The 24,963-nt window shown below is 59.3% G+C and carries 22 protein-coding genes; 6 read left to right on the top strand and 16 right to left on the bottom strand.

Annotation, left to right across the window (positions count from 1 at the left end):
* The first annotated feature begins 15 nt into the window (after positions 1 to 15).
* From FHL16_RS09525 to FHL16_RS09515, 3 genes are all read left to right on the top strand, one after another.
* Complete coding sequence (locus FHL16_RS09525) at positions 16 to 336, top strand: 2Fe-2S iron-sulfur cluster-binding protein (protein WP_047531008.1); 321 nt, start codon at positions 16 to 18, stop codon at positions 334 to 336.
* A gap of 20 nt (positions 337 to 356) precedes the next feature.
* The gene (locus FHL16_RS09520; RefSeq protein WP_060766162.1) at positions 357 to 1,592 is read left to right on the top strand and encodes an NAD(P)/FAD-dependent oxidoreductase; all 1,236 of its coding nucleotides are present in this window, start codon (positions 357 to 359) and stop codon (positions 1,590 to 1,592) included.
* Between the two features lie 86 nt (positions 1,593 to 1,678).
* On the top strand, positions 1,679 to 2,512 hold the full coding sequence (locus tag FHL16_RS09515) for an oxidoreductase (protein WP_077748088.1): 834 nt from the start codon (positions 1,679 to 1,681) through the stop codon (positions 2,510 to 2,512).
* Between the two features lie 43 nt (positions 2,513 to 2,555).
* Here FHL16_RS09515 and FHL16_RS09510 read toward each other — a convergent pair whose 3' ends face one another.
* The 5 genes from FHL16_RS09510 to FHL16_RS09490 all read right to left on the bottom strand — a co-directional run bounded on the left by FHL16_RS09510 (position 2,556) and on the right by FHL16_RS09490 (position 7,498).
* A complete protein-coding gene (locus FHL16_RS09510; protein ID WP_047531013.1) occupies positions 2,556 to 2,906 on the bottom strand; it encodes a nuclear transport factor 2 family protein in 351 nt (116 codons plus the stop codon).
* 23 nt (positions 2,907 to 2,929) lie between these two features.
* The gene (locus FHL16_RS09505; protein WP_047531015.1) at positions 2,930 to 4,231 is read right to left on the bottom strand and encodes an MFS transporter; all 1,302 of its coding nucleotides are present in this window, start codon (positions 4,229 to 4,231) and stop codon (positions 2,930 to 2,932) included.
* Between the two features lie 32 nt (positions 4,232 to 4,263).
* Positions 4,264 to 5,052, bottom strand: a complete 789-nt coding sequence (locus FHL16_RS09500; protein WP_047531017.1) for an SDR family NAD(P)-dependent oxidoreductase — start codon at positions 5,050 to 5,052, stop codon at positions 4,264 to 4,266.
* Between the two features lie 85 nt (positions 5,053 to 5,137).
* A complete protein-coding gene (locus tag FHL16_RS09495; RefSeq protein ID WP_047531019.1) occupies positions 5,138 to 6,169 on the bottom strand; it encodes a hypothetical protein in 1,032 nt (343 codons plus the stop codon).
* A 51-nt stretch (positions 6,170 to 6,220) separates the two neighbouring features.
* Positions 6,221 to 7,498, bottom strand: coding sequence for a cytochrome P450 (locus FHL16_RS09490; protein WP_177346229.1), 1,278 nt, complete (start codon positions 7,496 to 7,498; stop codon positions 6,221 to 6,223).
* 182 nt (positions 7,499 to 7,680) lie between these two features.
* Here FHL16_RS09490 and FHL16_RS09485 point away from each other — a divergent pair, with 182 nt between their 5' ends.
* Entirely contained in the window at positions 7,681 to 8,346 is a 666-nt protein-coding gene (locus tag FHL16_RS09485) for a TetR/AcrR family transcriptional regulator (protein WP_020300807.1), read from the top strand.
* A 101-nt stretch (positions 8,347 to 8,447) separates the two neighbouring features.
* Here the strand turns inward: FHL16_RS09485 and FHL16_RS09480 are convergent, their stop codons facing one another.
* The 8 genes from FHL16_RS09480 to FHL16_RS09445 all read right to left on the bottom strand — a co-directional run bounded on the left by FHL16_RS09480 (position 8,448) and on the right by FHL16_RS09445 (position 19,688).
* A complete protein-coding gene (locus FHL16_RS09480) occupies positions 8,448 to 10,052 on the bottom strand; it encodes a phytoene desaturase family protein (RefSeq protein ID WP_060766166.1) in 1,605 nt (534 codons plus the stop codon).
* Positions 10,053 to 10,150: 98 nt separating this feature from the next.
* Entirely contained in the window at positions 10,151 to 10,972 is an 822-nt protein-coding gene (locus tag FHL16_RS09475) for an SDR family NAD(P)-dependent oxidoreductase (RefSeq protein ID WP_032904481.1), read from the bottom strand.
* A gap of 30 nt (positions 10,973 to 11,002) precedes the next feature.
* A complete protein-coding gene (locus tag FHL16_RS09470) occupies positions 11,003 to 11,821 on the bottom strand; it encodes an enoyl-CoA hydratase/isomerase family protein (RefSeq protein WP_047531027.1) in 819 nt (272 codons plus the stop codon).
* Entirely contained in the window at positions 11,818 to 12,789 is a 972-nt protein-coding gene (locus tag FHL16_RS09465) for a hypothetical protein (protein ID WP_020300811.1), read from the bottom strand. Before FHL16_RS09465 ends, FHL16_RS09470 begins: the two co-directional genes overlap by 4 nt.
* Positions 12,790 to 12,835: 46 nt before the next feature.
* Complete coding sequence (locus FHL16_RS09460; protein ID WP_047531029.1) at positions 12,836 to 15,367, bottom strand: efflux RND transporter permease subunit; 2,532 nt, start codon at positions 15,365 to 15,367, stop codon at positions 12,836 to 12,838.
* 35 nt (positions 15,368 to 15,402) lie between these two features.
* Positions 15,403 to 16,533 (bottom strand): YCF48-related protein, encoded by a 1,131-nt coding sequence (locus tag FHL16_RS09455; RefSeq protein ID WP_047531031.1) that lies wholly within the window; start codon positions 16,531 to 16,533, stop codon positions 15,403 to 15,405.
* 95 nt (positions 16,534 to 16,628) lie between these two features.
* On the bottom strand, positions 16,629 to 17,996 hold the full coding sequence (locus FHL16_RS09450; RefSeq protein ID WP_077748086.1) for a DUF1329 domain-containing protein: 1,368 nt from the start codon (positions 17,994 to 17,996) through the stop codon (positions 16,629 to 16,631).
* A gap of 30 nt (positions 17,997 to 18,026) precedes the next feature.
* Positions 18,027 to 19,688, bottom strand: a complete 1,662-nt coding sequence (locus FHL16_RS09445; RefSeq protein WP_077748085.1) for a DUF1302 domain-containing protein — start codon at positions 19,686 to 19,688, stop codon at positions 18,027 to 18,029.
* 421 nt (positions 19,689 to 20,109) lie between these two features.
* Between FHL16_RS09445 and FHL16_RS09440 the strand changes: the two genes are divergently transcribed.
* Positions 20,110 to 20,955 carry an SDR family oxidoreductase gene (locus tag FHL16_RS09440; RefSeq protein ID WP_077748084.1) on the top strand — a complete coding sequence of 282 codons (846 nt, stop codon included), beginning with the start codon at positions 20,110 to 20,112 and terminating at the stop codon, positions 20,953 to 20,955.
* Between the two features lie 63 nt (positions 20,956 to 21,018).
* Positions 21,019 to 21,903: a DMT family transporter gene (locus tag FHL16_RS09435; protein ID WP_077748083.1), complete on the top strand. Its 885-nt coding sequence runs from the start codon at positions 21,019 to 21,021 to the stop codon at positions 21,901 to 21,903.
* Here FHL16_RS09435 and FHL16_RS09430 read toward each other — a convergent pair.
* From FHL16_RS09430 to FHL16_RS09420, 3 genes are read right to left on the bottom strand one after another with little or no spacing between them, the layout of a single operon-like run.
* Positions 21,900 to 22,685, bottom strand: coding sequence for a tyrosine-protein phosphatase (locus FHL16_RS09430; RefSeq protein ID WP_077748082.1), 786 nt, complete (start codon positions 22,683 to 22,685; stop codon positions 21,900 to 21,902). The two genes, FHL16_RS09435 and FHL16_RS09430, sit on opposite strands and share 4 nt — an antisense overlap.
* Positions 22,686 to 22,687: 2 nt before the next feature.
* Positions 22,688 to 23,875 carry a phosphotransferase gene (locus FHL16_RS09425; RefSeq protein ID WP_238706162.1) on the bottom strand — a complete coding sequence of 396 codons (1,188 nt, stop codon included), beginning with the start codon at positions 23,873 to 23,875 and terminating at the stop codon, positions 22,688 to 22,690.
* Positions 23,872 to 24,909 (bottom strand): amidohydrolase family protein, encoded by a 1,038-nt coding sequence (locus FHL16_RS09420; RefSeq protein WP_077748081.1) that lies wholly within the window; start codon positions 24,907 to 24,909, stop codon positions 23,872 to 23,874. Before FHL16_RS09420 ends, FHL16_RS09425 begins: the two co-directional genes overlap by 4 nt.
* Between the last annotated feature and the right edge of the window lie 54 nt (positions 24,910 to 24,963).

The following is a 24,963-nucleotide window of genomic DNA, read 5'->3' as shown; positions in this document are numbered from 1 at the left end:
AGATCGGAGCAGAACATGCCCACATTGACGTTTATTGAACACAACGGCACCGCCCATCAGGTCAAAGGCGACATCGGCCAATCAGTGATGCAAGCCGCGACCTTCGCCTCGGTGCCGGGTATTTCTGCGGACTGCGGTGGTGCATGCAGTTGTGCCACCTGCCACACCTACATTGACGATGCCTGGCTGGGCAAAGTGCAAGCGGCGGAAGGCATGGAGAACGACATGCTCGAGTACGCTTTCGAGCGCCGTGACAGCAGCCGCTTGAGCTGTCAAATGATCATCAGCGAAGACATGGACGGCATGGTTCTGCACCTGCCGTCGTCGCAATTCTGAATGCGCTTGAAGGAGCTCCCATGACCCTCGCCTCAGTCGTTATCGTCGGTGCTGGCCAGGCCGGATTTCAGGTCGCTGCCTCCCTGCGTCAGGAAGGCTTTGACGGGCGCATCACCCTGATCGGCGATGAGCCAGGCCTGCCCTACCAGCGCCCGCCATTGTCCAAGGCCTATCTGCTCGGCAAGATTCAGGCGACCAATCTGCTGTTTCGTCCTGCGGATTTCTACACCACCCAGCGCATTGAACTGCTGCATGACCAGGCAACCGCGATCGACCGCCTGAACCGACGCGTGATATTGGCCTCGGGTGCTGCCGTCAGTTACGACCATTTGGTGCTGGCGACCGGCGCGCACAACCGCCCCCTGCCGGTTCCTGGCGCAGAGCTGCCGCAAGTGTTCGGTATCAAAACCAAAGCCGATGCCGACTCGCTGGCGCCGCTGGCTAAAGAAGCGCGCAACGTGGTGGTGATTGGTGCCGGGTTTATCGGCCTCGAGTTCGCGGCAGTGGCCGCTGCCCTAGGGGCTAACGTGCACGTACTGGAGCTGGGCGAGCGTCCCATGGCCCGCGCCGTTTCGCGGGAGATGTCCGAGCTGTTTCGCCAGGCACATGAAGCCTGGGGTGTGCATTTTGACTTTCGCCAAGGCTTGAGCCGCATCGACGGCGACAACGGCAATGTGTGCGCGGTGCAAACCGGTGATGGACGTGCGCTCCCAGCTGACCTGGTGGTGTTTGGTATCGGTGTGATCCCCAATGCACAACTGGCGACTGAAGCCGGTCTGGACATCGAGAACGGCATCAAGGTGGACGCCAGTCTGCTGACCTCTGACCCGCAAATTTCCGCAGTGGGGGATGTCGCCAGCTTCCCATGCCTGCAAAACAATGAGTTACACACCCGCCTCGAGTCGGTGCAGAACGCCATCGACCAGGCCCGCGCAGTGGCTGCACGCTTGATGGGCAAACCAGCGCCTTATAGCGCCCTCCCCTGGTTCTGGACCGACCAAGGCAACTTGAAACTGCAGATCGCCGGACTCTCCCATGGCTATGACAGTACCGTCGTGCTCGGTTCAGTCGAAGAACATCAAGCGTCCGTGCTGTGCTTCCGCAATGACCGTCTGGTGGCCGTGGAGTCCTGTAATCGCATGGGCGATCACATGGCGGCGCGCAAGATTCTCGCTCGCGCGCCCAAGCTGACGGCAGTCGAAGCCGCCACTGACGGGTTCGATCTGAAAGCTTGGGAAGCGGCCAACCGCGACTGAGCGTCGCACTGATCTTTCACGCCCGCTGCCGCGCCCGCCTCAAAGCTGACGCGGCATTTTTTTTGCACAACGACTGGAGCGATGCAATGAACAAAGTCTGGTTTATTACCGGTGCGGCCCGAGGCTTGGGTGCTGCGATCGCCAAAGCCGCGTTGGCCGACGGTGACCGTGTGGTGGTCAGCGGCCGGCGTATCGAACCGCTTGAAAACGTCTTCGCCGAGTACGGTGAGCGCGTTATGGCAGTGGCCCTGGATGTGACCGACGAAGCCCAGGCGCTTGCCGCCGTAGAGACTGCCGTCGCGCGTTTTGGACGAATCGATGTGCTGGTCAACAACGCCGGTTATGGCCAACTGGCGCCGTTTGAAGACAATTTCGCCAGCGACGCCGCCCAGCAATTCGCGACCAATGTGTTTGGTGTGTTCAACGTCTGCCGCGCCGTGCTGCCTGTCATGCGTCAGCAACGCAGCGGCCGGGTGTTCAACGTGTCTTCAATGGGGGGCATGGTCGGGATGGGCGGTGCGGCGTTGTACTGCGCATCCAAGTTTGCCGTGGAAGGTTTTTCCGAATCCCTGGTCCAGGAAGTGACGCAGTTCGGCATCAAGGTCACGCTGGTGGAGCCCGGGGTTTTCCGTACGGACTTTCTCGACCCCAGCTCCGCGGTCTTCGGTACCCGCGGGCTGGAGGATTACGCTGCATTCACCGCCAAGGTCAAAAGCGCTTCGGCCGCCTACAACCATCAGCAAACCGGCAACCCGGCGAAACTGGGCGATGCGCTGGTGCACCTGGCCAACAGCGAACATCCACCGTTGCGTTATCTGGCGGGCTCCGACGCTTATCAGCAGGTCAGCGACAAGCTCAACAGGATGCTCGCGGAAATCGAGCAATGGCAGCAGTTGTCCCATTCCACCGATGGCGTCTAGGCGCCGACGCGCACAGCCTTTCTGACGAGGCTGTGCGCAACGATTACTGGTTGATGAAGTAACGTACGGACAACTTTCCATCTTCGAACCGATACAACTCGATCGTTTCGATGCCACCTTCCTGCTCACGAAAGGCGTTCAGGTGATGGCACGCCGCTTCATTGCCATTGACGATGCACTGGCGCACCTCGACGCGAACCCTGGTTTGCTGCTGCGCCCACATGCCTTCCAGCACCTGCCATGCATCAGCCTGCGGCTTGCCGACGTATTCGATACTCAAGCCGTTGGGCGAGACGCTGCGATAGTGAGCGAAAAAGCCCTCTTTATCGCCTCGGTTCCAGCAGTCGATCTGCCCGTGCAGAAAGTGCTCGATGGTGTGTTTGTCCATGCTCATTTCACGTTCATCCTCAAGTGGGTTCAGGCATGTGGTCGTAGCTGGAGGTTTTGCTGACGGGCGAGGAAACTTAGCTCCATCCTCAACCACAGCAGAATGGTCGGGCCGATAATGGCGCAGCAGAAACAGCACACCAGCACGGCGGAATAGCTGCCGTACAGGTCATAAAGATGGCCGAACAGCATGGGCACCAGACCGGAAACAATGGTGATCAGGCACAGGTGCAGACCAAATATCCGCGCGTAGTCCTTCAAGCCGAAATAGCGCGCCATCAGGAATGCCGCCAGATCGAACTCAGCTCCGGCACTGGCGCCGATGCACAGGGTCGCCAGCACCAGCAACGGTGTGTTCTGCGCCCCGCCAAAGAGAAAGATCGCGCAGCCCAATGCGGGTAGCGCCAGGCTCACGGCGGCCACCACCGAAGGTGAATAGCGGTCCAGCAGATAACCCACCAACAAACGCCCGCCGATGATGGAAATACCAAAGGTGCTGAAGATCTGGCTGGCTTGCTGCGCACTCAGGCCCTTGCTTTGCAGCATCGGCACCATGTTGGTGACCATGCCGACGGTCAACGACACCGACAATATCAACGCGACGTTAAAGCCCCAGTACATGCCTGAGCGCAATGCTTGTTTGAAGGACATGCCGGACAGCTCCGGAAGTTCCTTCTGCGTTGTCGCGTCAGGACTGGCGAGCAGCGCCGGCATGCGCAGCCACATCAATGACAAGGGCAGCGTAAACAGCAAAGGCATTGCGCCCAATGCAATAAACCCGGCTTGCCAACCGTAGGCGGCAATCAGCCGCGACAACAGGGGTGGCAGAATCATTGCCATCAGCCCGGTGCCACACAAAATCACGGCCAGCGCCAGTCCACGGTTACGCTCGAACCAAAGGTTGACCAATTGCGTCCAGGTGATCGCAATGGTGCCGGCACAGATGATCGGCATGCTGAAAAACGCCAGGTACAACCAGCCGATCGAACCCTGAATCCGCGTGATCGCAAAGTAACCGACGATCTGCAGCACGATCGAAACAATCGCCACCCGGCGCAGGCCGAAGCGACGGTACAGCCAGCCGACCAGTTGCGTGGAAATCGCCACCCCGGCGAAGAGAAAGGTGATGGAGGCTTGCAAGTCGCCCCGGCTCCAGCCGAACGCCTGTTCCAGCGGAATCACCAGGGTGCCGAAGGCGTACAGCAACGCAGCGGTAATGCTGGTGCAGATGCCAAACAGGCCTAACACAACCACGCGCCAGCCGCGCTTGAACTCGGTAAAATCATTGCCAGCGTGGGCCGTGGTGTTGCTACTGCGTGTATCCGATGTCATGACCTGACTCCCATCGCGGACGTGCGACTTGATTAATGGCCCTTGAGGATTTCTTCGACCTTGGGCAACGCGATCATGGTGGCGCCGCCATCCACCAGCAACGAGGTGCCAGTGATATAGGAAGCCTCGTTGGAGGTCAGAAACAGTACGGCGTTGGCAATGTCGGCGGACTCGCCCAGACGCCCTACCGGGAAATGTGCAGCGAGTTTATGCGGCAGTTCATTGCCAAGGGTTTCGAGCATGTGGTCAGTGCCGATCAGTCCGGGCTCGACGACGTTGACCAGAATATTCATGGCGCCGAATTCCACCGCCAGGCCACGGGCGAAGGCATTCATGAAGGCTTTGCTGGAACCATAGGCAATCAGTCGAGGGGTGTATTTGCGGTTGGCTTCGCCGGACGAGATGAAAATCAGCCGGCCTTTGTCGGCGGCTTTCGACAGATAAGGTGCGCAGTCCTTGGCCAACCAGAACAACGATTGAATATTGCTGCGAACGATGTGATCAAAAGTGTCATCGGCCATTTCGGCGATCAGCCCGTGACTAGTATCGGCGGCGCAATGCACCACGATGTCCAGGCCACCAAAGTGCTCTACACCACCTTGCACCATTGACTTGATCGCCTCGCGGTCGGCGATGTCGCCACCGACCAGGCAGGCTTGCGCACCCAGGGCCTTGATCTGTGCGATCGTTTCTTCACCGTATCGAGCGGTGCGTGCCGACACCACCACCTTGGCGCCTTCTCGGGCATAGGCCAGGGCAATGGCGCGGCCCATGCCTCGGCCGGCACCAGTGACCAGCACGACTTTGTCACGGAATTTCATCGTGATTCCTCATTGTTGTTATTAGAGAGGCTACTGATGCAGCGTATGCGCCGGATAATGATCGCAACCCGGCGCACCCGGCTGATTACAGGTCCTTGCCTGGAACGTTGCGGGCCGAGCCGTTACGCCGGTCCGATTCGCCCCAGCCCAGCCAGTGCGAAGGCTCGCGGGTATCGCCAACCCGACGCCAGCGCCCTTCCTGCTGCGCCGTGATCGGGAAGCCGCCGACGAAGTCGATCATCTCGCCCTTCTCATCAGGCAAAAACTCCCACTCTTCCTTGCCTTCCAGCACGATTTTCGCGGACTTCAGGAAGTAGCTGCCGTCCTTGTGTTCGGTTTGTCCTTCGATATCGGTGGTGACCCGAACCTCGCCTTTCTCATTGTTGAAAATGGCGTAGCCCAAATGGTCGTGACCGACCATGAAAGAGCCGGTATCCCAGGTGCCGTCTTTATAAACGGTGACAAAGGACCACCAGATCACATGCTTGTTGTTGTTCACCACCAGGTCTTTCTTGAAGTGAATGGCGCCGCCTTCGGCCATGTAGAACTGGTCCAGTGCCATGGCGCCCTTGACCGGACGCCCCTCACAGACACCGGCGATGTCCCACAACTGCGAAACGTAGAAGGTGCCCCATTCCACGCCGGGCAAATACCACTGCAGTCCCGGACCGAGCAGACGCCCTTCGAGGTGAAACAGGCCTTCTTCTTTCCAGGTCAGCCGTTCGCTGCTAGCAGTGATTTCCCAGCCGTTGCCGGCTTCACCCGGTTGGCTGGCCCAGCGCGCGACATCGCCTTCCAGGCTGTGCACCGGCAGCGGTGTCAGCGCCTGGCGGGCCATTTTTTCGTGGTCCATGCGCAGGTTGACGTTATCGACGTGATTGTTCAGGTAAAAGAACTTGGTCGGGTTCGGTGTGCCGTTGGGCGCCATCAGCGAGCGGACGAAGGAATAGATATTGCCTTGCTCATCGCGCACAGATCCGAACGGCGAACTCTTGCTCAGGTGCAGGCCGAAGAAGCCGCGTTCCGATGACATCGACGCGCCTGTGACCTGGTGCGGCCCAACCAATTGTTGGAAGCCGAAATCACCGCGTTCTGGAATGGTTTTAAACGTTCTCATAATGCCCTCTGTTGTTTTTGTTGAGGCCTGGAAACGGATTTTCAGCCTGGTTCAGTCCCAGATCACCGGGAGCTTGGACACGCCGCGCAGTTGCGCACCGCCTATCAGCGGCACAGGCTCGCTCGGGTCGAGGCGCAAGTTTGGGAACAGATCGAGGATCGCGTTGACCGCGCAGCTGATCTCCACCTTGGCAACGAACTGACCGATGCACATGTGCGGGCCGAAGCCGAAACCAAAGGAGGGTTTTGGCTTGCGATCAATGTCGAATACATCGGGGTTTTCAAAGGCGTCTTCGTCGCGGTTGGCGGACACCACCATGCATTGGACGAACGAACCCTTGGGGATTTTCACGCCGTGAAATTCCACTTCCCTGGCGGTTTCGCGCACCTTGAAGGTGGCCACTGGTTCAAAGCGCGTGGTTTCGTCCATCAGCTTGCCGATCAGCGAGCGGTCGGCCTTGACTCGGTCCAGTAACCCGGGCGTGGTGAGCAGCAAGGTCATCACCGAGCCGAACATGCGCGTGGTGGTTTCGCCCGCGGCTGGCAACAGCGAGCGAGTGAAGGTGATCACCTCGTGGTCATCCAGCGTGCGCCCTTCGTACTCCGCGCGCAGCAAACGCCCGACTACATCATCGCCTTGGCTGCCCTCTGCACGACGTTGCACCACCACCTCGGCAAGCGCGTCGTACAGACCTTTGACGGCGATGCCGGCCTGACGTCGCGCTTCAACCATTTTGCTCGGGTCAATCTGGTTGCCGCCGACAATGGCCAAGGCCCACGCAGCGTATTGCTTGTACTTGGAGGGCTCATCCGAGGGGAAGCCCATCAAAGCGTACATGACGCGAATCGGCAGCTCGAGGCCAAACTTCATCAAGTCGGCCTTCTTCGCCGGCAACATCGGCTGGATGTACTCCTCGCGAATCACTTGATCGATCTGGGGGCGCCACTTGTTCACGGTCTCCGGCATAAAGGCCGGTTGCAGCAAGGCGCGCACCTTGCGGTGCTCGTCACCGTCCATGGCAAGAATGATCAAACCATCGAAAAACGCTCCAAGACCTTCGGCAATAAAACCGCTGGTATAGGTCGCACCGTCGCGCAGAACAGTCATTACATCCTGGTATTTGAACAAGGCGAAGGTCGGGCGAGTGCCCTGCTGGGTGCCGGCATTGGTCGGCACGCCAAACTGGGTGATGAAGTCGCCTTCATAGATGGGCGATTTCAACCGTTGCTCGCGGCACACCGCGTGAATATCCAGGTCGGTGCCGCGATACATTTCCGACACAGCGGAGTATGCGGTTGCCAGGTCCAGTGCTGCGCTTTCGTTGCTCATCAGGAGCTCCTGTCTTGTTTTTATTCTTCTTGCACACCAAGATTACCCGGCTGCCAACCCATGGTATGTGGTTGTGTCTGCCCCGGTAGTCCGCTTCGTTTGACTCGGGGTCAAACGAAGGCCCCCGGGGAAATGCTTCAAGGTGTGAATAACCTGGCCAAAACTGGCATGAGGAGGACGAGGTGGCGGTAAAGGCAGGAGAAGGTGGCGAACAGGGCAAACGCAATACGATGAATCGCCTGCTCGCGGCAGCGCGCGTGGAGTTCGCCAGAAAAGGCCTGGCTGGTGCGCGAGTGGAAGAAATTGCCCGGGAAGCCGGCGTCACCAAGCAGCTGGTCTACCACTACTACAACTCCAAGGAAGGCCTGTTTGTAGCGGTACTGGATGAATCCTCGGACAACATCATGTCCGAGCTGGTCAATCTCAATGTCGAAGAGCTTTCACCGCCAGTGGCGATGCGCGCCGTGCTCAACCATTTTTTCGACCAGTACCGTCTGGACCCCTTCCTCGGCAGCCTGGCGCTGGAAGGCATTCGCTACCATGACACCCACGAAACGCCGCGTAACCACTTTCTGGAAATGGCACCGAAGCTGATTGCCAAGCTCGATGCGATTCTGTTGCGGGGGGCGGCCAGTGGTGATTTTCGCGCAGACATCAACCCGCGCCTGTTGTTGGCCAGCGCTTCGCTGGTGACTACTGGCTGGTTTACCAACCGCTATTCGATGTCGGCGCTTGCCGGGCTGGATACGGACTCGGAGCAAGGCATGGCCACGTGGCGGCAGTACTCGGCGGATTTTGTGCTGGCGAGTATTTCGCTGGGGGCAGAAAAAAACGTCGACGGCGTTTAAGCACCGTTCACACACTCTCGCCCAATAAGCTTTCCCTGTGGGAGCGAGCCTGCTCGCTCCCACAGTGGGTTCTCTGTTGGGCTTGGAATCAGCGACCCGCTTCAGTCAGCCTTTTTACGCAAATACTTGCTCACCCGCTTGGCCGCCAAGCGCCCGGCCATGCCATTGACCCCGCCGCCCGGATGAATACCGGCACTGCCCAGATACAACCCCGCCACAGGCAAGGTATCGCCGCCCAAACCGTACGCCGGGCGCATGGTGCTCGAGCGCATCGAGGTGGTGTCGATATGCACCACGCAGCCATTCACCGTGTTCAAGCGCGCAGTAAAATCCGGAGCCGCCTCGATGTGTCGGCCAATCACCTGCCCCTCGATCCCATCGATGTAGTCATACAGCTGTTCCTGTACCTGATCAGCCACCCGCTCACGCAGCGCGTCCCAACCTTCATTGGGATTTACCGGCATCACCGGCGGATAGATGTACAACACATCCTGCCCGGCTGGCGCTTGTGAAGGGTCAGCCGAACTCGGAGCGGCGACGGTGATATAGGGCAATTTCGGTACTTCGCCACGGGCGCAGGCGGCGAAGTTTTCCAGCACGGCTTCTTCGGTGCCGATCAGCATGACGGTTTTACGCAAATCCACGCCATCGCCGCGAATGGCAGCGAAACGTGGCACAGAAATCTGCCCACGCAAGGCAACATCTATCTTTAGTGGCCCCGAGCCTTTGCCGTTGGCCGGCGCCATGGCGATGCGGGTCAACAGGTGTTTGGGAATCTCGCCGGGGGTAACCATATCCAGCGCCGGCTTGGGGTGGCAGCCAGCAATGACTGCCCGTGCGGTGAACTGACGACCATCCGCCAGTTTCACGCCTTTGATCAGACCGTCCCTGGCAACGATTTCACTGACGCTGGCCGACACCAGCACTTGCCCGCCCAGCTCTTCCAGTCGAGCCTGCATGGCATTGCTCAACTGCTGCATGCCACCCAATACCCGGCCCACGCCAAAACGATGGAGGAAACCAAGCAAGGCGTAATAGATGCCACCGCCATCGGCGCTGATGTCCCCCGCCAGGCCAGTGAGTGCGCACATTGCGGAAATGGTCACCGGGTGTTCGAAGCGCTCACGCGCCGCCTGCAATGCAGAGCCCGTCATCAGCGCCATCAATTCGGGTTTCAAGGCTTTGTGTTTGATCGCGGTGCCAAGCATTTTCAGCTTCACGCCGAGGTTCGTTTTGGCCGGGTCGACACGCATCATCGGCAGCGCGATATCGAGGAACATGTCGATGACTTTCATGAACTGCAGAAACGCCTCGGCATCCTTGCTGCTGAACCGGCGGATCTCGGCGGCGGTTTTCTCGCGATCGCGCCAGAAGATCAGCGATTGCCCATCCGGGTGCAAGTACACATACCCCGGCGCAAGCTCTATCGATTTGAAACCGTGTCGATCAAGTCCCAGTTCCGCTGGTACATGGGAATGCACGCGCATCGACATCATGTCCAGGGCACAGGGATGAACCAGATGCTGCGGCGCTTCGGGTATCAGGTAACCCGAGGAGGCCATCCCGCCGACCTTGTCCAATGCCTCCAGAACCAGCACCTTCTTGCCTTCCAGGCCCAGGTAGCAGCCAGCCGAAAGGCCATTGGTGCCACCGCCGACGATGATCACATCAAAATCCGTAGTGCTCGCATTTTGGTTCTGGTTCATCAATTAATTCCAAGTCGAAGTTCAACCACAGCGGCACGCGGCGGCTATGGCGGCAAAGATCAACCGCGGCGCACCGCACAGGGTGCGCCGGGCAAGGGTTACATGCCGGTGCGACCCATCTGCGCAAACAGCGCGCGCATCGCCACCAGGGAGGGGGTGTGGCTGCTGAAACCGCCGTCGGCGACCAGCGTGGTGCCGGTGACGAAGGAGGATTCGTCACTGGCCAGGAACGCCACCACATCGGCAATCTGCCGAGGCGTGCCCAGCTCGGCAGTGCAGTGGTTGTCGCGCAGGATGTCGAGCAAGGGTTCAGGCATGGCGTGTTCCGAAGGCGCCAGGCCGATCTGCACGGCGTTGCCGCGAATGCCTTGTTTGCCGTATTGCGAGGCGACCATGCGCGGCAGCATCATCAGCCCCGCCTTGGAGGTGGCGTAGCCGGTCAGGGACATATCGCCCTGCATGCCCAGACCCGAAGTGGCGAAGATAATCGAGCCCTTGCCGTTCTCCAGCATGACCGGAATCACATGTTTGGTGCACAGCACTGCGCCGCGCAGGTTGACGGCGATGGCCCGGTCCCAGGCCTGCATGTCGAGGTTGACAAAATCGCGGTCCAGCTGACGTTGCTCGGCGTTCAGGATCGCCGCGTTGTTGTGCAGAATGTCGATACGGCCAAAATGCTGTTTAACCTGAGCAACCATCGCCCGCACGGCGTCTTCCGAGGACACGTCAGTGGCGATTGCCAAGGCTTGATGACCCTCGGCGAGGAGTGATTGGGCCACGGCTGTGGCCCCCTCGAAATTGATATCGACCACCGCAATACTTGCACCATGCGACGCCAGCACCCGTGCGCACTCAGCGCCCAGGCCGCCACCGGAGCCGGTAATAATGGCCACTCGCCCTGCCAGTTTTCCTGTGCTCATGTTCTATTCCTTATTGTTTTGGGTGGCGCTTTACTCGCCGGTAAACCGCGGTTCGCGCCGCTCGCTGAACGCCTGGGCTGCCTCTCGGGCATCCTTGGTCGGGGCCAGCAAGGCGAACAGATCAAGCTCCAGATCCAGGCCACGCTTGAGGTCCATGTCCAGTGCCGCCCGAGCCGCTTGTTTGACAAAAGCCGACGCGGTGGGTGGTTTGCTGGCGATGCGCTGAGCAAAGGCTCGCACTTCGTCCACCAGGCTGGCATTGTCACTGGCCAAGCGACTGACCAGGCCAATGCGCTGCGCTTGTTCGGCGCCCACCCGGTCTCCAGTGAGCAACATGTCCAACGCCTGGCCCGGTGCAACCACTCGGGAAAGCCGTTGCGTACCACCGCCGCCGGGAATCAGCCCCAGGCCGGTTTCCGGCAGGGCGAACACGGCATCGGGCGCGGCGAAGCGGATGTCACACGCCAGCACCAGTTCCAACCCACCGCCCATGCAATAACCATGAATGGCAGCGATCACCGGTTTGCTGATGCCATCCAGCGCTTCGATCCAGCGCACCTGTTCCATGCGCTGCCGCACTTGCAGGCTCGATTCCGGGCCACGGCGCTCCTTGATATCAGCACCCGCACAAAAGCCTCGCTCACCTTCCCCGCGAATCACGATCACGCGAATGTCCGGGTCTTGCTGCAACAGCGCCAGTGCTTGCGGCACGCCCTGACGAATATCGTCGTTGATGGCGTTGATCTGCCGGGGCCGGGTCAGTACCACCCAACCCACCATGGCATCACGCTCAAGGCGCACCGCATCGTTGATCAGCACGGGAGACTGCGGTTTTTGCGCTGTGCTCATACAGGGCACTCCTCGAACTCGAAGACCTGGCCATTGAGTTCTTGTGGGTCGATCTTGATCAACGCACGGCCGCCGACGGCCTCTGAGGATTCGATCCACTGGAACCGCGTGCCGCGTGACCGCAGATCCTCGGCCTTGGCAGCCAGATCGTTGACACCGATGCGGATGTAGTACGGACCCGGCCCCCAGTTATTGACGTAGTGGCCGGCGTCGGTGTTCCAGTAGGTCGCCTCGAGCACATCGAGGGTGGCACTGTTCGGCACGGTGAAACCCATACGCGCACGGCGGTAACCTTCGCTGCCGATGCTCTCGACCGGCCCGCTCGGTTCCCAGTCGAGGTTGGTCGAGACCTTACGCAGGGTTTCATCGAGGTCGCGTACCAGGAAGCCACGGGCGGTGACGCGGACCATGTCGCCGGGCTTGAGATCACGCGGCTGCATCGGTGGCAACTGATAGGTTTCCGGCGGCATCTGCAAAGGCTCGGTCGGCATGATCTCAATGCACAAACCGCCATCCACAGTGGGTTGGTAATACGGTTGCTCGGGAGTAGCACCCAGCCACAAACGGTCGAACGGCATTTCCGGGGTGCGCTGCGCCATGCGGAACGGCAAGCGACGACGCATCAGTTTGTCTACCAGCGCGTCGAACTTGTCCCCGTGCAGGGCCAGCACGATGGAGTGCGTGATCATCGGCCGATGATGCCCCTGGAAATCTTTCAGGCTTTCCAGAAAGTCATGGAACAACGGATCACCGGGGTTCGGCCGATCCAGGTGCCACTGCGGTTCGATGCGCGTAGGCGACACCGCGAGGGATTTGTGTACCCGCAGGAAATGCGCAATGTACGGGTGATTATCGAACGCCTGGCGCCAGCGTTCGTGTTTGTAGATGCCGAGCTTGTCGACCAACATTTCCGTCATGCCGTCCGGGTCCGGAACCATCATGTCGGCACTCATCAATAACTCGAACATTGTTCTCTCCTTGCAGTTGCCAGCCAGGTCTGTGCCCGGCTATTAGTCAGCGGACACGCCGGGGTAAGGCGAGCTCGGTCAATAGGGGTGTAGGTGCGCTGGCCGCGGGTTTGCGCGGTTCCTGTTGCGCGCGCGCGTCCTCCAGATCGAGGGTCACGCCGGCCTTGGAGTTGCCTTTCGGGTTGAGCAGGTAATGCGAGAGTGCCGGGATCAGCACCAGCGCACCGAGCATGTTCCACAGGAACATGAAGGTCAGCAGAATGCCCATGTCCGCCTGGAACTTGATCGGCGACCAGGCCCAGGTAATCACCCCGGCGGCCATGGTCAGGCCAACGAGGGCAACGACACGACCGGTGAAGTCCAGCGAGCGGCGATACGCAACCGCCAGGCTACCGCCACGTTCCTGCACCGCCAGTTGCACACTGAGCAGATACAGCGCGTAGTCCACGCCGACACCGACACCCACGGCGATCACTGGCAAGGTGGCTACTTTCAGGCCGATCCCCAACCAGACCATCAGCGCCTTGCAGATGATCGTGGTCATCAGCAAAGGAATCAGCGCCACCAGGGTTGCGCGCCAACTGCGGAAGGTCAGCAGGCAGAGCAAGGCCGTAGCGCCATACACGGCCAGGTACATGGTGATGATGCCCTTCTCTACCTCAATGTTAGTGGCAGCTTCGATCCCGGCGTTACCCGCAGCCAGGAGGAACTCCACAGGCTGTTCAGCGCCAGCGACCGTGTTGTTTTCCTTGGCGAATTCTTCAGAGACCTTCAATACCCGGCTCAGGGTGTCGGCTTTGTGATCGGCCAGATAGGCGATCAATGGAGTGACCGAGCACTGCTGGTTGGTGATCCCCGGAGCAGAAATCATCGCCGCGTCCACCGCCGAGTTGGTGATCGCCTGGTCACGGCTTATGCTCAGCCATTTCGGGCTGCCTTCCGCCATGCCGGAGCTGATCATCCGCACGGTTTCGGCCAGCGACTGGGTCGTCTGTACACCGGGCGTCTGGCGCAGCCGCCAGGCCAGTTTGTCCATGCTTTGCAACGACTGGTATAGACGGCAGCTGTCTTCATTGGTCTTCATGATGACCACGAACTGGTCACTGGAAAGTCCGTAGTGACTAGTGATGTAGGCGTTATCGCGGTTATAGCGCGAATCCGCACGCAACTCCGGCGCACCGGGATCGAGGTCGCCCACCTTGAGATGCATCATCACCACGCTGCCAATCAGCGTCACCACCAGCGATACGGCAATCACCGCCGTGGCCATCGGCCGTTCCGTGAAGCGATCCAGGCCGCTCCACAGACGCCCGAGAAAACCCCGGTTTTCTGCGCCGGCCTGATCTTTGGCGATGGCGATACGCGCGGCTTTCTTACTGACGCCCAGGTACGACAGCGCCACCGGAATCAGCAGCAGTTTGGTGAAAATCAGCACGGCGACACCGATGCTGGTGGTCAGGGCCAGGTCGCGAATCACCGGAATATCAATGATCACCAGCACGGCAAAACCAACGATATTGGTCAGGAGCGCAGTCAGGCCTGTGAGAAACAAACGGCGGAAGGTATAGCGTGCAGCGATGTATTTATGGGTGCCACGGCCAATGTCCTGAAGAATGCCGTTCATTTTTTGCGTGCCATGGGAAATCCCGATGGCAAAAATCAGGAACGGCACCAGGATCGAGTAAGGGTCCAGCTCGTAGCCGAGGATTTGCATCAAACCCAGCAGCCACACCACCCCCGCCACCGCCACGCTCACCAGCAGCAACGTGCTGCGCAGGCAGCGGGTATAGAAATAGACGAACAATCCGGCGATCAGCACCGATGCGCCAAAGAACAGCATGACCGAATACAGGCCGTCGATCAGGTCGCCCACCAGCTTGCTGAAACCGACAATGTGGATGCCAACCTTGTCACTTTCCAGCGAGCGAATCTGCGCTTCCAGTTGCTTGGAAAAATCACCGTAATCCAGGGGTTGTCCGGTCTGCGGATTGGTATCGAGCAGCGGCGCGACGATCATGCTCGACTGGCCGTCGTTAGCCACCAGGTTGCCAATGATCCCGGAGCGCATGATGTTGCGGCGCAAGGCCTTGATCGACTTGTCGCTGCCGTCGTAATCCGATGGCATGACCGCACCGCCATCAATGCCCTCCTCCGTCACTTCTTTCCAGCGAACGATGGGCATCCACAGCGATTTCATCCAGGAACGGTCGATTCCCGGAATCAGGTACAGGGTGTCGTTGACCTTTTGCAGCGCCAGCAGATAGTCGGCGTCGTAGATATCACCGGATTTGTTTTCCACCACGACGCGAATGCTGTTACCCAGGCCTGGCAACTGGTTTTTATAGGCCAGGTAATTCTTGATGTACGGGCTGGAGCTGGGAATCATTTTCTCGAAGCTGGCATTCACCTGAAGCCTTGTAGCAAAGAAGCCCAACACCACGGTGGCGAGCAAGCAGGCAACGACAACCACCATGCGATGACGGAATATGACCCGTTCAAACCAGCCACCGGAGTTTTTGTCAAAGTCCTCCAGGTTGGCAATCACTGGCATCCCGCTGTTGAATTTTTGCTCGACCATTTTTTCTTTCTCGTAGGGGAATCGTGCCGAGGGCTTTAGTTGGCCTGGGCGATATCGATGACCTTGGCGCCGCTGAAGCGCGTGACAAGCAGGCTCCCAGCCTGTTTGGTGGCACTGGCTGCATACACCTCGCCTACCCGCGCATCTGCCAGCGGGGTGACCTGCAAACTCTGCCGGTCAACACTGACCAGTTGCCCACCCTGGCTCACGACGATCAAGGCATCACCCTGCTCGACAATGCTGACCAGGCTGCTATTGAGATTGGTTGCCACAGGCTGCCATTGCTGGCCGTCATCACGGCTGGCAAACAGGTTGCCGCGCAGTCCGTACGCCAGCAGCAGACCGTCGAAGGCGCGGACGCCAAAGTAAGTGCCGGTGTAGGGCGTATCGATTTTCACGAAACGTTGTTGCTGACCATCCAGCCGCAGCAGCAGACCCTGCTCACCGCCGATGTAAAAAATGCCCGCATGTTCCGCCAGGCCATACAGGTGCATGCGCCGATCGTTGTCACTGCGCTCGGTCCACGGCTGCCAGTTCTGGCCGTCATCCGTGCTGTGCAACAACATGCCGAAGGCACCCACTGCAAATCCGTTGCCGTGCTCATCGAACATCACATCGAGAAAGGGTGCGGCCAATACGTCCGGCGTCGCCGAGGTACTGGCGGCCATCGCTACTTCCTTGAGCATCTGGGCGGCGACTTCATCGCCTTGTTCAGCGCGAGGGCCGTAGTAAGCGTTAAGCAAGGTCAACAGGCGGCGCCCGTCGAGTTGCACTTGCCAGCTGTCACCGCCATCGGTGGTGTGCATGACCACCGCATCGTGACCGACGATCCAGCCATCACGCTCGCCGCGAAACCGTACTTGCACCAGATCGCTAGACACCGGGCTAGCGACCTGTTGCCAGGTGCGGCCTTCATCGGTGGAGCGCTGGATCAACCCGTGCAGGCCGACGCCGATCATCGTGTTGCCTGCCGTGGCGACCGACAGCAAAGGTGCGGGCAGGTGTTCATCGACCCGCTGCGCCGGCACGTCGAGCGAATCGGCCGACAACGCGACGGCGCTGTAGGCAGGCGTCGTCAGCAATGAGCTCGCGCCGACCGTCAACGCGACAGCCAGGAGCAGGCGCGAAGTAGAAAGAAGAAAAGAAGCAGGGCAAGGGCTAGTCATTATTTTTATTCCTTAACCATCCCGCGTGGCAAACCCACCTGTTCTGCCTGCCCGGCTTGATGCGCAAACCGGCAGGCAGGACAGGCGAAATCACATCAGCGCTGGGTGACCCGGGCCACAATGGCTTCAGGGTTCATGTCACGCTCGGAGAGTGGTTTGTCGATGAACTTGTAGCCGCCTTTCAAACCATCGTTGAGCAACGCGTACATGCCTTTGTTGAAGTCATACACGACGTTTTTCACGTTGTAGGGAATGTTTTTGTCGTAGAGCTGAACGCCGCTGAGGAAGATCGAGCGATACAACGCGCCGCTCTTGTCCCAGGCGTCATACAGGCCGACGCCGAAAGTATCTTCATCCAGGTAGTAGGTGCGTTTGCTGTAGACGTGGCGCATGCCCGGCTTCAACGTCGCTTCCACGACCCACACCCGATGCAGCTCCCAACGCTCGTTCGCCGGGTTGGCGTGGTGCGGCATGAACTGATCTTCCTGTTTGCCGACGCCAAAGTAGAATTTGTAAGCGTTGTACGGGATGTACATTTCCTTGCGACCGACCAGCTTGTAGTCAAAGCGGTCCTGGCTGCCGGAGAACATTTGCAGTTCGTCGAACAGCGTCACGCCGCCCTGGCTGGCCACGGGTGTATCGAAGGCAAATTCCGGTGCCAGTTTTACCCGGCGCTGGCCTGGGGAATAACTGAACGAACGACGGGCCTTGGCCAGCGGATCGAGGAAGTCAGTGAGCACCACCACTTCACCGGAGCGCCGGGCCGGGTAGTCGTTGCGTGAGAACACCCGGGCGTACATCAGTGGATCGCGATCCGCTTGAGTCACCTGGTAGTACGGGGTTTCTTCGAATGTCGCCTGTTCGGCGGTCTTGGTGATCGAGCCGTTGGCATCGACTACCCAGCTGTTGGACGAAGTCGTGGTCGAGTAGCCGGTGCCGATCTTGTAGCGCACCTGCTGGTTCCACATCACTTCGTTGCCGGTCTTCGGAATCGGGAACGGCAGGCCGCCACGGCAAGATGGATCAACGGCCAGGCCATCTTTCTGGATCGTGCAGCTACCGGCGTTACGCACGGTGGCATCGAGTACCGCTTGGGGATAGGCGGTCGTGCGATGGCTTGGGTAAATGTCGATGTAGTAAGTCGGGTACTTCTTGATCAGGGTTTTCTGCCCCTCGCTGAGCTTGTCCGCATACTTGTCGACGTTTTTGGCGTCAATGCGAAACAGTGGCTTTTCATCCTTGAACGGATCGACCCAAAACCCGCTGTCGGGCTTGAATCCCGCCGGTGCGGTGGTAAGGCCGCCCGCGTAAGCGGGGATCGTGCCATCGGCGTTACCGGCCTGAATCGCTCCGAACTGCGTCAGGCTCTTACCCAGGTCCGAGGCGTCGCCAGCAGCGGCTGCTGTGAGGCTACAGGTCGCAAAACTCATCAGGACGGCAGTTAATGCAAGTGGACGTTTCATGAACACGTTCTCCGATTCTTGTTTGATTTATCAGAAGGAGGTCTTGAAGGTAAAAGCCAGCCAGCCGCGGTCTTCACCACCTACGTTGCCGTTACCGGCGACGGTGCCATTGGCCAGGTTCTTCGGTTGGGCCGCTGTATCGGCATAACGCAGGCCGAACTCATACAACTGGGCATAAGTGAGTTTGACGCCGACGGAGTAAGCCAGTGCACCTTCGCTGCCGCCACCGGCTGTTGGTGCGTTGCCATGCAGGCCGTAATTGACGGTGAGAGGTACATCCATGTCCCAGGAGGGGAAGATCGAGATGTATTGCGGAGTGTAGTTGACCGCGACCGCGTAATAGTCTTTCGAGGAGCAGCCATCCGACTCACTGCCGGACCCGGCGATGCCTGGTGTTCTGGCATTGGTGCAAGCGGCTTTTCCGACACCTTTATAAAGCTCTTCGTGTTCGGTCACGCGCTGCAAGTGGCTGTAGGCGAACTCGCCGACCAGTGTCGCGTTGTTCGAAATGAAGTTACGCGGCACGCCGTAAACAGCGTTGGCAATAAAGTGAATGGTGTCGCCGCGCGGGCCTTCGTCGTCCAGCGCGCTGACGCCGGTGGCATTCAAGGCACCGTTCATGCGGTAGGACAGTTCAGAGCCGACCGCAACCGTGTTGAAAACCCGGGCAAAACTGACGCCCGCCAGCTTCACGCCGCGCGGGTAAACAACCCGATACGAACCCAGCGCTGCCTTGACCTGTGGGGCCAGCCAAGGCTGGTAGTCGTCGAACTGCCGATAGTAGGCGCCGAACGTCGATTCGACTTCTTCAACGTTGAGTTTGGCCATCACGCCCCAGTTCTTGCCATCGCGACCGAAGCGCGAATCCTGACGCTGAAACGTCGCTCCGTTAGGCGCTACCGGCAGTTGGTCCGGCCCTTCGAACAAAGGGTCGGCCGCGCCGAAATAGGTACCACCATAAGGAATGCGCGTGGGCTCCCATTCATAGAAGTATTGACCGGCAACCGAGAGGTGATCAGTGACCTGGGCCTTAGCCGAGATCTGCCCGACCGGCAGGAACACTTCCTTGGTTTCGATACCCGGGCTGGTCGAGGCTTTCACGCCATCGCTGGGTGCCTGGGAGTAGGACACGGCGTGCGCCCCGAACAACAGGCTTTCACCCCAATAGTTGGTATGACGACCGACCTTCACGTTGACCGGTGTGTCGCCGATGTTGAAGTTGCGCCAGACGAAGGCATCGAGAATCTCTCCCGACGGGCCGTTCATGTAGCGCTTCACTTCATCGCTGTAACGATTGTTGTGATAGCTGGTGGCGTAGCCGGGAACGTTACTTTCCACATCGTGATCGTTATAAGCCTGGTCGAACCAGCCTGCACCACTGAGGCGTCCGCCCCACTCGTTGAGGTAGGAAAAGTCGAGTTCACTCAACACATCGAGACGATTTGTAACAATGTCGCCTTTATCGAACTTGCCGTCGGACTCGTCGAAGTTCGGCGTGTTCATGATGCGACTGTCCTGACTGTCAGTCCGCATGCCCAGGTTGTAGCGGACTGTGTTGTCCCAACGCAGGCGGTAATCAGGGTTCGGCAGATCGAATGAGAGCGCCATGACGCTTTGAGCGCCCCCAACCATCATCAGCGTAAGCGCACCTTGAGCCAGTACCAGCCGACTCTGCTTGGTCTTATGATTCATACACACTACCTTTTATTGTTATTTTCAGTCGCTATGTGCGTTCAAACGGTCCTTCCAGCGATTTGCGCAACCCCACAATATCGTTGAATGTCTCGCCTGGACAGTCCGCTCAAGAGGTCTGGCACGCATCCAGAACCACTTTCCTCCTCAGCTGAAAGTCACCGTAACGGATCGCAAAATAAAATTCCACATAAAGATTTCAATTCTCTATCTAGAATTCTATGCCCATCAAAGTGAAGAATCGTTCCAGCGAAGGTGCTTCCGCTGGTAGATACTGCACACAAAACCAATAAACGTTCAAATAAACTTTGACGCTTTTCAGCTTTGGGCTTTCAATAGCCCTGTCACAACCACAGAACTCGTGGCGTTGCGCAGGAAAAACGGCAGTTGAACCGGCAGAAAAAAAACAAGAGGAGCCACCATGAATATTGATTTGAGTGCCAAACGCGTGATCATCACAGGCGCTTCCCGGGGGATTGGTCTGGCCATCGCCCGGGCATTCGCCGCTGAGGGGGCACGGGTAGCGATTTGCGCACGCAGCGAGGCAGACGTCCGCGAAGTCGGCGCGCAACTCGCGGAACACGCCCAGGCGGTGATTGCCCGGGCTGTCGACGTGACGGACAGTGAGGGGGTCAAGGCGTTTGTTGCTGAAGTTGCACACGCGTGGGGCGGGGTCGATGTGTTGGTGAACAACGCCGGTCAAGGCCGTGGTGGCAACCTCGACACCCTGACCCCGGAAGTGATCCTCGAACATGCCAACATTCTGCAGATGGGGCATTTCCGTTTCGTGCAGGCGGTGGTGCCGTTCATGCGTAAACAGCGCTGGGGGCGGATCATCGAAATCAACGCCCTGGCCGGGGTGATTCCAACGCCCGACGGCATCCCTTCGGTGATCAACCGCGCATCGTGCATCGCCCTCTCCCGCTCGTTGGGCATGTCGCTGCCCAAAGACAATATTCTGGTCAACAGCCTGAACATGGGCTGGATCGATACCGGCCAGTGGGACCGTCATTACAAGGAGATGGGACCGGGCGTCAGTCGCGAGGAATTCGATGCCATGGTGATGAAAGTCGTACCGCTCGGCCGCTACGGTAAACCAGAAGACGTTGCCGGTATGGCACTGTTTCTCGCCAGCGAATATGCCAGCTTCATCAGCGCCGCCTCGATCGACATTGCCGGTGGCATGGGTGGGCAGATTGCCTACTTCCCCACCCTCAAACGCGATTTTGCCGCGACGATCGCCGCACGTAACGCTGCCAGCGAATAACGCGATTACACATCGACAACCGCTCCGGTGCGCACTGGCACCCTCAACGTTGGCGCACCTGTGATGAACTTGCTGTTCCCTGTTCTTGCCACACTGATCTGGGCCGCCAGTACCGTGGTCAATCGCCTGTCGGTTGGGGTGATTGACCCCGCCGCCATTTCCTTTTACCGCTGGCTGGTCGCGTTGCTGGTGTTGTCACCGGTGTTGTTGCCCAGGGTCTGGCGGTTGCGGCGGCAGATTCGGCCGCACCTTCCCAAGTTGTGGTTGCTGGGCTTGCTCGGCATGTCGCTGTACCAGTCGCTGGCATATTTCGCCGCGCACACTGTCAGCGCCACCTCCATGGGCCTGATCCTGGCGACAATGCCCCTGCTCACCGTGCTGATCGCCTTTCCAGTGCTCAATACCCGACCGACCGCGACCTTATTGGTCGGCGCTCTGGTGTCGTTTGCCGGACTGACCTGGTTGCTGGCCGCAGGCGACCTGCCCTCACTCTGGGCACACGGAGTTGGCCGAGGAGAATGGATGATGTTGCTGGCCTCGCTGTCGTACGCGTTGTACTGCGTGCTGGTCAAGCGCTGGCAGATTCCCCTGCCGACCTGGGAAAGCCTTTACGTGCAAATAATCTGCGGCACCCTGCTGTTGGTGCCGCCCTTTTTGCTGGCCCCTTCGATAGCCCTGACAACCGCTAATGTCCCGCTGGTGTTGTTCGCGGGTCTGTTTGCCTCGGCGCTGGCGCCCGGCTTGTGGATGCGTGGTTTGCAAACCCTGGGGCCAGAAAAAACCGCCGTGCTGATGAACCTGGTCCCGTTATTTACCGCGGTGTTGGCGATTGTGTTGCTGGGGGAAACATTGCACCTGTACCACGCGGTCGGCGGCGGATTGATTTTGCTGGGAATTGGATTGGCGCAATGGAAACCTGCGCGGGCCATGACCGAAGTCGTGACTTAGGCGACCAGCAAGGTATCTCGCAATCGCTGCAAACGCTCGGTGCTCAAACCACTGAAGCGTTGCAGATAGCAATCCACCCCACCGTACTCGGCCTCGATCACCGCATAAGCGGCATTCAAGTACTCGGGCCGGGCATCCAATACAGCGTCGATCGCTGATTCGCTTACCGGCTGGCCCACCATGCGACTCACCGTATTACTCATCGCCTCCTGACGTTCTGCATCCAGCTGGCTGAAACGTCGTGCCGAACGCAAGTAGTCGGCCATGATGTGTTCAGGCGCCACGCCTAGGGCGTGCAACAGCAGCATGACCGCCACGCCGGTGCGGTCCTTGCCCGCCGCGCAGTGAATCAGCACCGAAGCATTCTCTCCAGACAACCGCTCAAACAATGCTGACAGCCGGGGCGCCAACATTCCCGGTAGTTGCCGGTAAACCTCCAGCATCATGCACCGTGCCCCCTCCTCTGCCGGATTGTCGGCCAGCATCGCGGCAATCTGTGGATCGGCACGCAGATCGCCGATGACCTCCAGATGCAATAGGTGCATACCCGAATCAGGCAGACGGCTCGGGTAATGCTCACGCTCGCCCGCGCTGCGTAAGTCGCAGAGGGTCTTTAGCCCAATACGCTGTAATGTCTGCCAGTCTTCAGCGGTCAGGCGATGCAATTGGTCTGCCCGTAACAGGGTATGGCCGCCAATGCGGCGACCACACCGGGTGGGCATGCCTTTCAAACTGCGAAAGTTATCCGCGCCTTGCAGCAGCAAGTGTTCCGGGTTGCTCATGCTCAATTCTCCAACAGGTGCTGATAGGCCTGTGTCAATGGCCGCGCGCCCTGCCCCAGTATCGGCGTCCGGCGTGGCTTACGACCGTGAGTCAGCAAGTGCAGGGTATCGAAATCTTCAGCAGCGGCGAAAAAACGTTCCACCATCGGCAGCCCTGCCTGCCCCCATTCATCCATATTCGACATCCAGGTCTGCATCCCCCAAACCGGCCAACGCCGCAATTGTTCCCACGCCGCGTCCTGGTCGAGCACGCCTTCGGCACCGAGGCTGATCAGTTTTTCGCGGTACACGCTGAGCAAACGCTGCGCATCGGCACGGCGCTCCGCCACGGTCAACGCACCCAGCATGAAGTACGCGACATCGCGCCATGGCCGGCCATACCTGGCGAGTTGCCAGTCCAGCCAGATACGTTGACCGTCACTGCGTAAAAAGCTGTTGCCCTGGTGCGAGTCGCCATGGATCAGACAGCTGGGTGAAGTCTGCTCCCGTTCGAAGGCTCCCAATTCGTCGAAGGCATGGCTGAACAGATCTGGCGTCTCGTACATCCATTTCGGCAACAACCGCTGGTACTCCGGGTTGCGCAGATTGACCTTGATGTAGTTGTACATGCGCAAGAGTCCGTCGCTGTCCACCGGGTTGGCCATCGACACCGGCAGCCAGCCCTGGCCCCGTAGCTGCGGACTGTTCCAGGTGGCAGCATGCAACGTCGCCAGTGATTCCAGCCCCCCGGCGACGCCGTCCACGCCCAGGTGATCGGTGCTATGGCCAAATTTCCCGGCGGCCAGGCCAAGGTCTTCCATCATCACCACGCCTCGACCGCCGCCATCGGCGTCCCAGTCGGTGAGATAGGTGTCTGGCAGTGGCGCATCGGACCAGCCGCGCGCCAAATGATAAAAGCGCGCTTCCAGCTCACAGATATCGCCGCTCTCGAAACCCTCGGACCAATTCGACTTCAGGCACACGTGCGCAGGAATCCCCGCGCGCTGACCGACCTCATTCAACTCAAGCCTGACGCGGAATTTGGTGGTGTGACCGTTTCGAACTTCCACTGCCGTCAACGCCAGCACCTGGATGCCCGGATAACGCGGCTGCAATAGCTGAGTTAGCCAGGCTGCGGTGATCTCGCTCAGGTGCCGTGGCAACCGTCCGCTGCGCTGCGGGTAGGGCCGCCCCAGCGAGCTATCAGTCACAGCGTCAGCACCCGACCAGCGTTGGCCGGCACCTTCAGCTTGAGCAGTTCGATCGCGTTACCGCTGCGAATCCGCTCGCGGTCTTCAGCGGACAAGCCGATGCCTTCGGTCAGATCGCCATGGTCATACGCACCACCAAAGTTGGTGCCGTACAACAGACGCTCCGCGCCGACCACCTCGGCGACACCGCGGCGCAAGCCGGGCGCATGAACGTCAAGGTCGAAGTAAAAGTTCTGCAGGTAATCCATCAACGGTCGCTGGTTGCGCGAGTCCGGTGCCATGGCCCGGTTCAGTTCGCTCAGGCGTCCCAACTGGAATACCGCCATGCCACCGGCGTGGGTGATGTAGGTTTTCAACGTCGGGAAAACATCCAGTGCGCCGCCGCAGATCAGGTACCAGAAGAACAGCGTTTCATCGACGCAGTCACCGACGATGGAGGTGGTTTCGAACTTGTCGTCGGTGTGTTTTTCGCCCCAGTAAATCGACTGGTTGAAGCCATGCACCATGATCGGTACATCCAGCTGGGTGAGTTTTTCCCAGACGGGGAACAGGCGTTCGTCGTGAGCCTCCAGACCATTGAAGTTGGCCCCGCCGACGCACACACCCTTGGCGCCCAACTGAGTCACCGCGCGTTCAATTTCCTTCGCAGCGTTTTGCGGGTCCGCAAGGTTGGCGTGGCACCAGAAATCGAAGTGGTCGGGATCAGCCCGGCAAAATGCCGACAACTCGTCGTTGCAAATGCGCGCGTATTCATTGGCGAAATCACCCGCCCAATACATAAAACAGTGAGACGGCGTGGACATCACCAGTTTGTCGACACCCCGCTCGGCCATTAGCTTGCGACGGCTGGCGTGGCTCATACGCGCGAGGATATTGGCCTGCGCTTCGGCATCCGTCGCGGCTTTGGCCGGTTGCTTGGTGCCGAGGGAAAAATGCCCCACGGTCAGCCCCTGCACTTTCATGAATGGCCCCCAGAACTCGTGGCGGTTCAGCATGCCCTCAGTCAGCAAGTGGGCGTGGACATCAATCAGCATGGCGTTCTCCTTGTTGTAATTAGCCAGCAGACCGAACGACCCGCTCGCAGGGCA

The organism is Pseudomonas sp. FSL W5-0299, assembly GCF_005930655.1.
GTDB classification, from domain to species: Bacteria; Pseudomonadota; Gammaproteobacteria; order Pseudomonadales; family Pseudomonadaceae; genus Aquipseudomonas; species Aquipseudomonas mandelii.
Note: the sequence above shows the minus strand (reverse complement) of the source record. Positions and strands in the feature narration are given on the sequence as shown.

What these genes read in the sequence shown, in the direction of transcription:
- FHL16_RS09435 (WP_077748083.1), top strand. Translation starts at nt 21,019, where the DNA reads ATGAACTTGCTGTTCCCTGTTCTTGCCACACTGATCTGGGCCGCCAGT.
- FHL16_RS09470 (WP_047531027.1), bottom strand. Translation starts at nt 11,821, where the DNA reads ATGAGCACAGCGCAAAAACCGCAGTCTCCCGTGCTGATCAACGATGCG.
- FHL16_RS09420 (WP_077748081.1), bottom strand. Translation starts at nt 24,909, where the DNA reads ATGCTGATTGATGTCCACGCCCACTTGCTGACTGAGGGCATGCTGAAC.
- FHL16_RS09430 (WP_077748082.1), bottom strand. Translation starts at nt 22,685, where the DNA reads ATGAGCAACCCGGAACACTTGCTGCTGCAAGGCGCGGATAACTTTCGC.
- FHL16_RS09520 (WP_060766162.1), top strand. Translation starts at nt 357, where the DNA reads ATGACCCTCGCCTCAGTCGTTATCGTCGGTGCTGGCCAGGCCGGATTT.
- FHL16_RS09455 (WP_047531031.1), bottom strand. Translation starts at nt 16,533, where the DNA reads ATGACTAGCCCTTGCCCTGCTTCTTTTCTTCTTTCTACTTCGCGCCTG.
- FHL16_RS09495 (WP_047531019.1), bottom strand. Translation starts at nt 6,169, where the DNA reads ATGAGAACGTTTAAAACCATTCCAGAACGCGGTGATTTCGGCTTCCAA.
- FHL16_RS09440 (WP_077748084.1), top strand. Translation starts at nt 20,110, where the DNA reads ATGAATATTGATTTGAGTGCCAAACGCGTGATCATCACAGGCGCTTCC.
- FHL16_RS09500 (WP_047531017.1), bottom strand. Translation starts at nt 5,052, where the DNA reads ATGAAATTCCGTGACAAAGTCGTGCTGGTCACTGGTGCCGGCCGAGGC.
- FHL16_RS09445 (WP_077748085.1), bottom strand. Translation starts at nt 19,688, where the DNA reads ATGAATCATAAGACCAAGCAGAGTCGGCTGGTACTGGCTCAAGGTGCG.
- FHL16_RS09515 (WP_077748088.1), top strand. Translation starts at nt 1,679, where the DNA reads ATGAACAAAGTCTGGTTTATTACCGGTGCGGCCCGAGGCTTGGGTGCT.
- FHL16_RS09450 (WP_077748086.1), bottom strand. Translation starts at nt 17,996, where the DNA reads ATGAAACGTCCACTTGCATTAACTGCCGTCCTGATGAGTTTTGCGACC.
- FHL16_RS09525 (WP_047531008.1), top strand. Translation starts at nt 16, where the DNA reads ATGCCCACATTGACGTTTATTGAACACAACGGCACCGCCCATCAGGTC.
- FHL16_RS09460 (WP_047531029.1), bottom strand. Translation starts at nt 15,367, where the DNA reads ATGGTCGAGCAAAAATTCAACAGCGGGATGCCAGTGATTGCCAACCTG.
- FHL16_RS09510 (WP_047531013.1), bottom strand. Translation starts at nt 2,906, where the DNA reads ATGAGCATGGACAAACACACCATCGAGCACTTTCTGCACGGGCAGATC.
- FHL16_RS09505 (WP_047531015.1), bottom strand. Translation starts at nt 4,231, where the DNA reads ATGACATCGGATACACGCAGTAGCAACACCACGGCCCACGCTGGCAAT.
- FHL16_RS09475 (WP_032904481.1), bottom strand. Translation starts at nt 10,972, where the DNA reads ATGAGCACAGGAAAACTGGCAGGGCGAGTGGCCATTATTACCGGCTCC.
- FHL16_RS09465 (WP_020300811.1), bottom strand. Translation starts at nt 12,789, where the DNA reads ATGTTCGAGTTATTGATGAGTGCCGACATGATGGTTCCGGACCCGGAC.
- FHL16_RS09480 (WP_060766166.1), bottom strand. Translation starts at nt 10,052, where the DNA reads ATGAACCAGAACCAAAATGCGAGCACTACGGATTTTGATGTGATCATC.
- FHL16_RS09490 (WP_177346229.1), bottom strand. Translation starts at nt 7,498, where the DNA reads ATGAGCAACGAAAGCGCAGCACTGGACCTGGCAACCGCATACTCCGCT.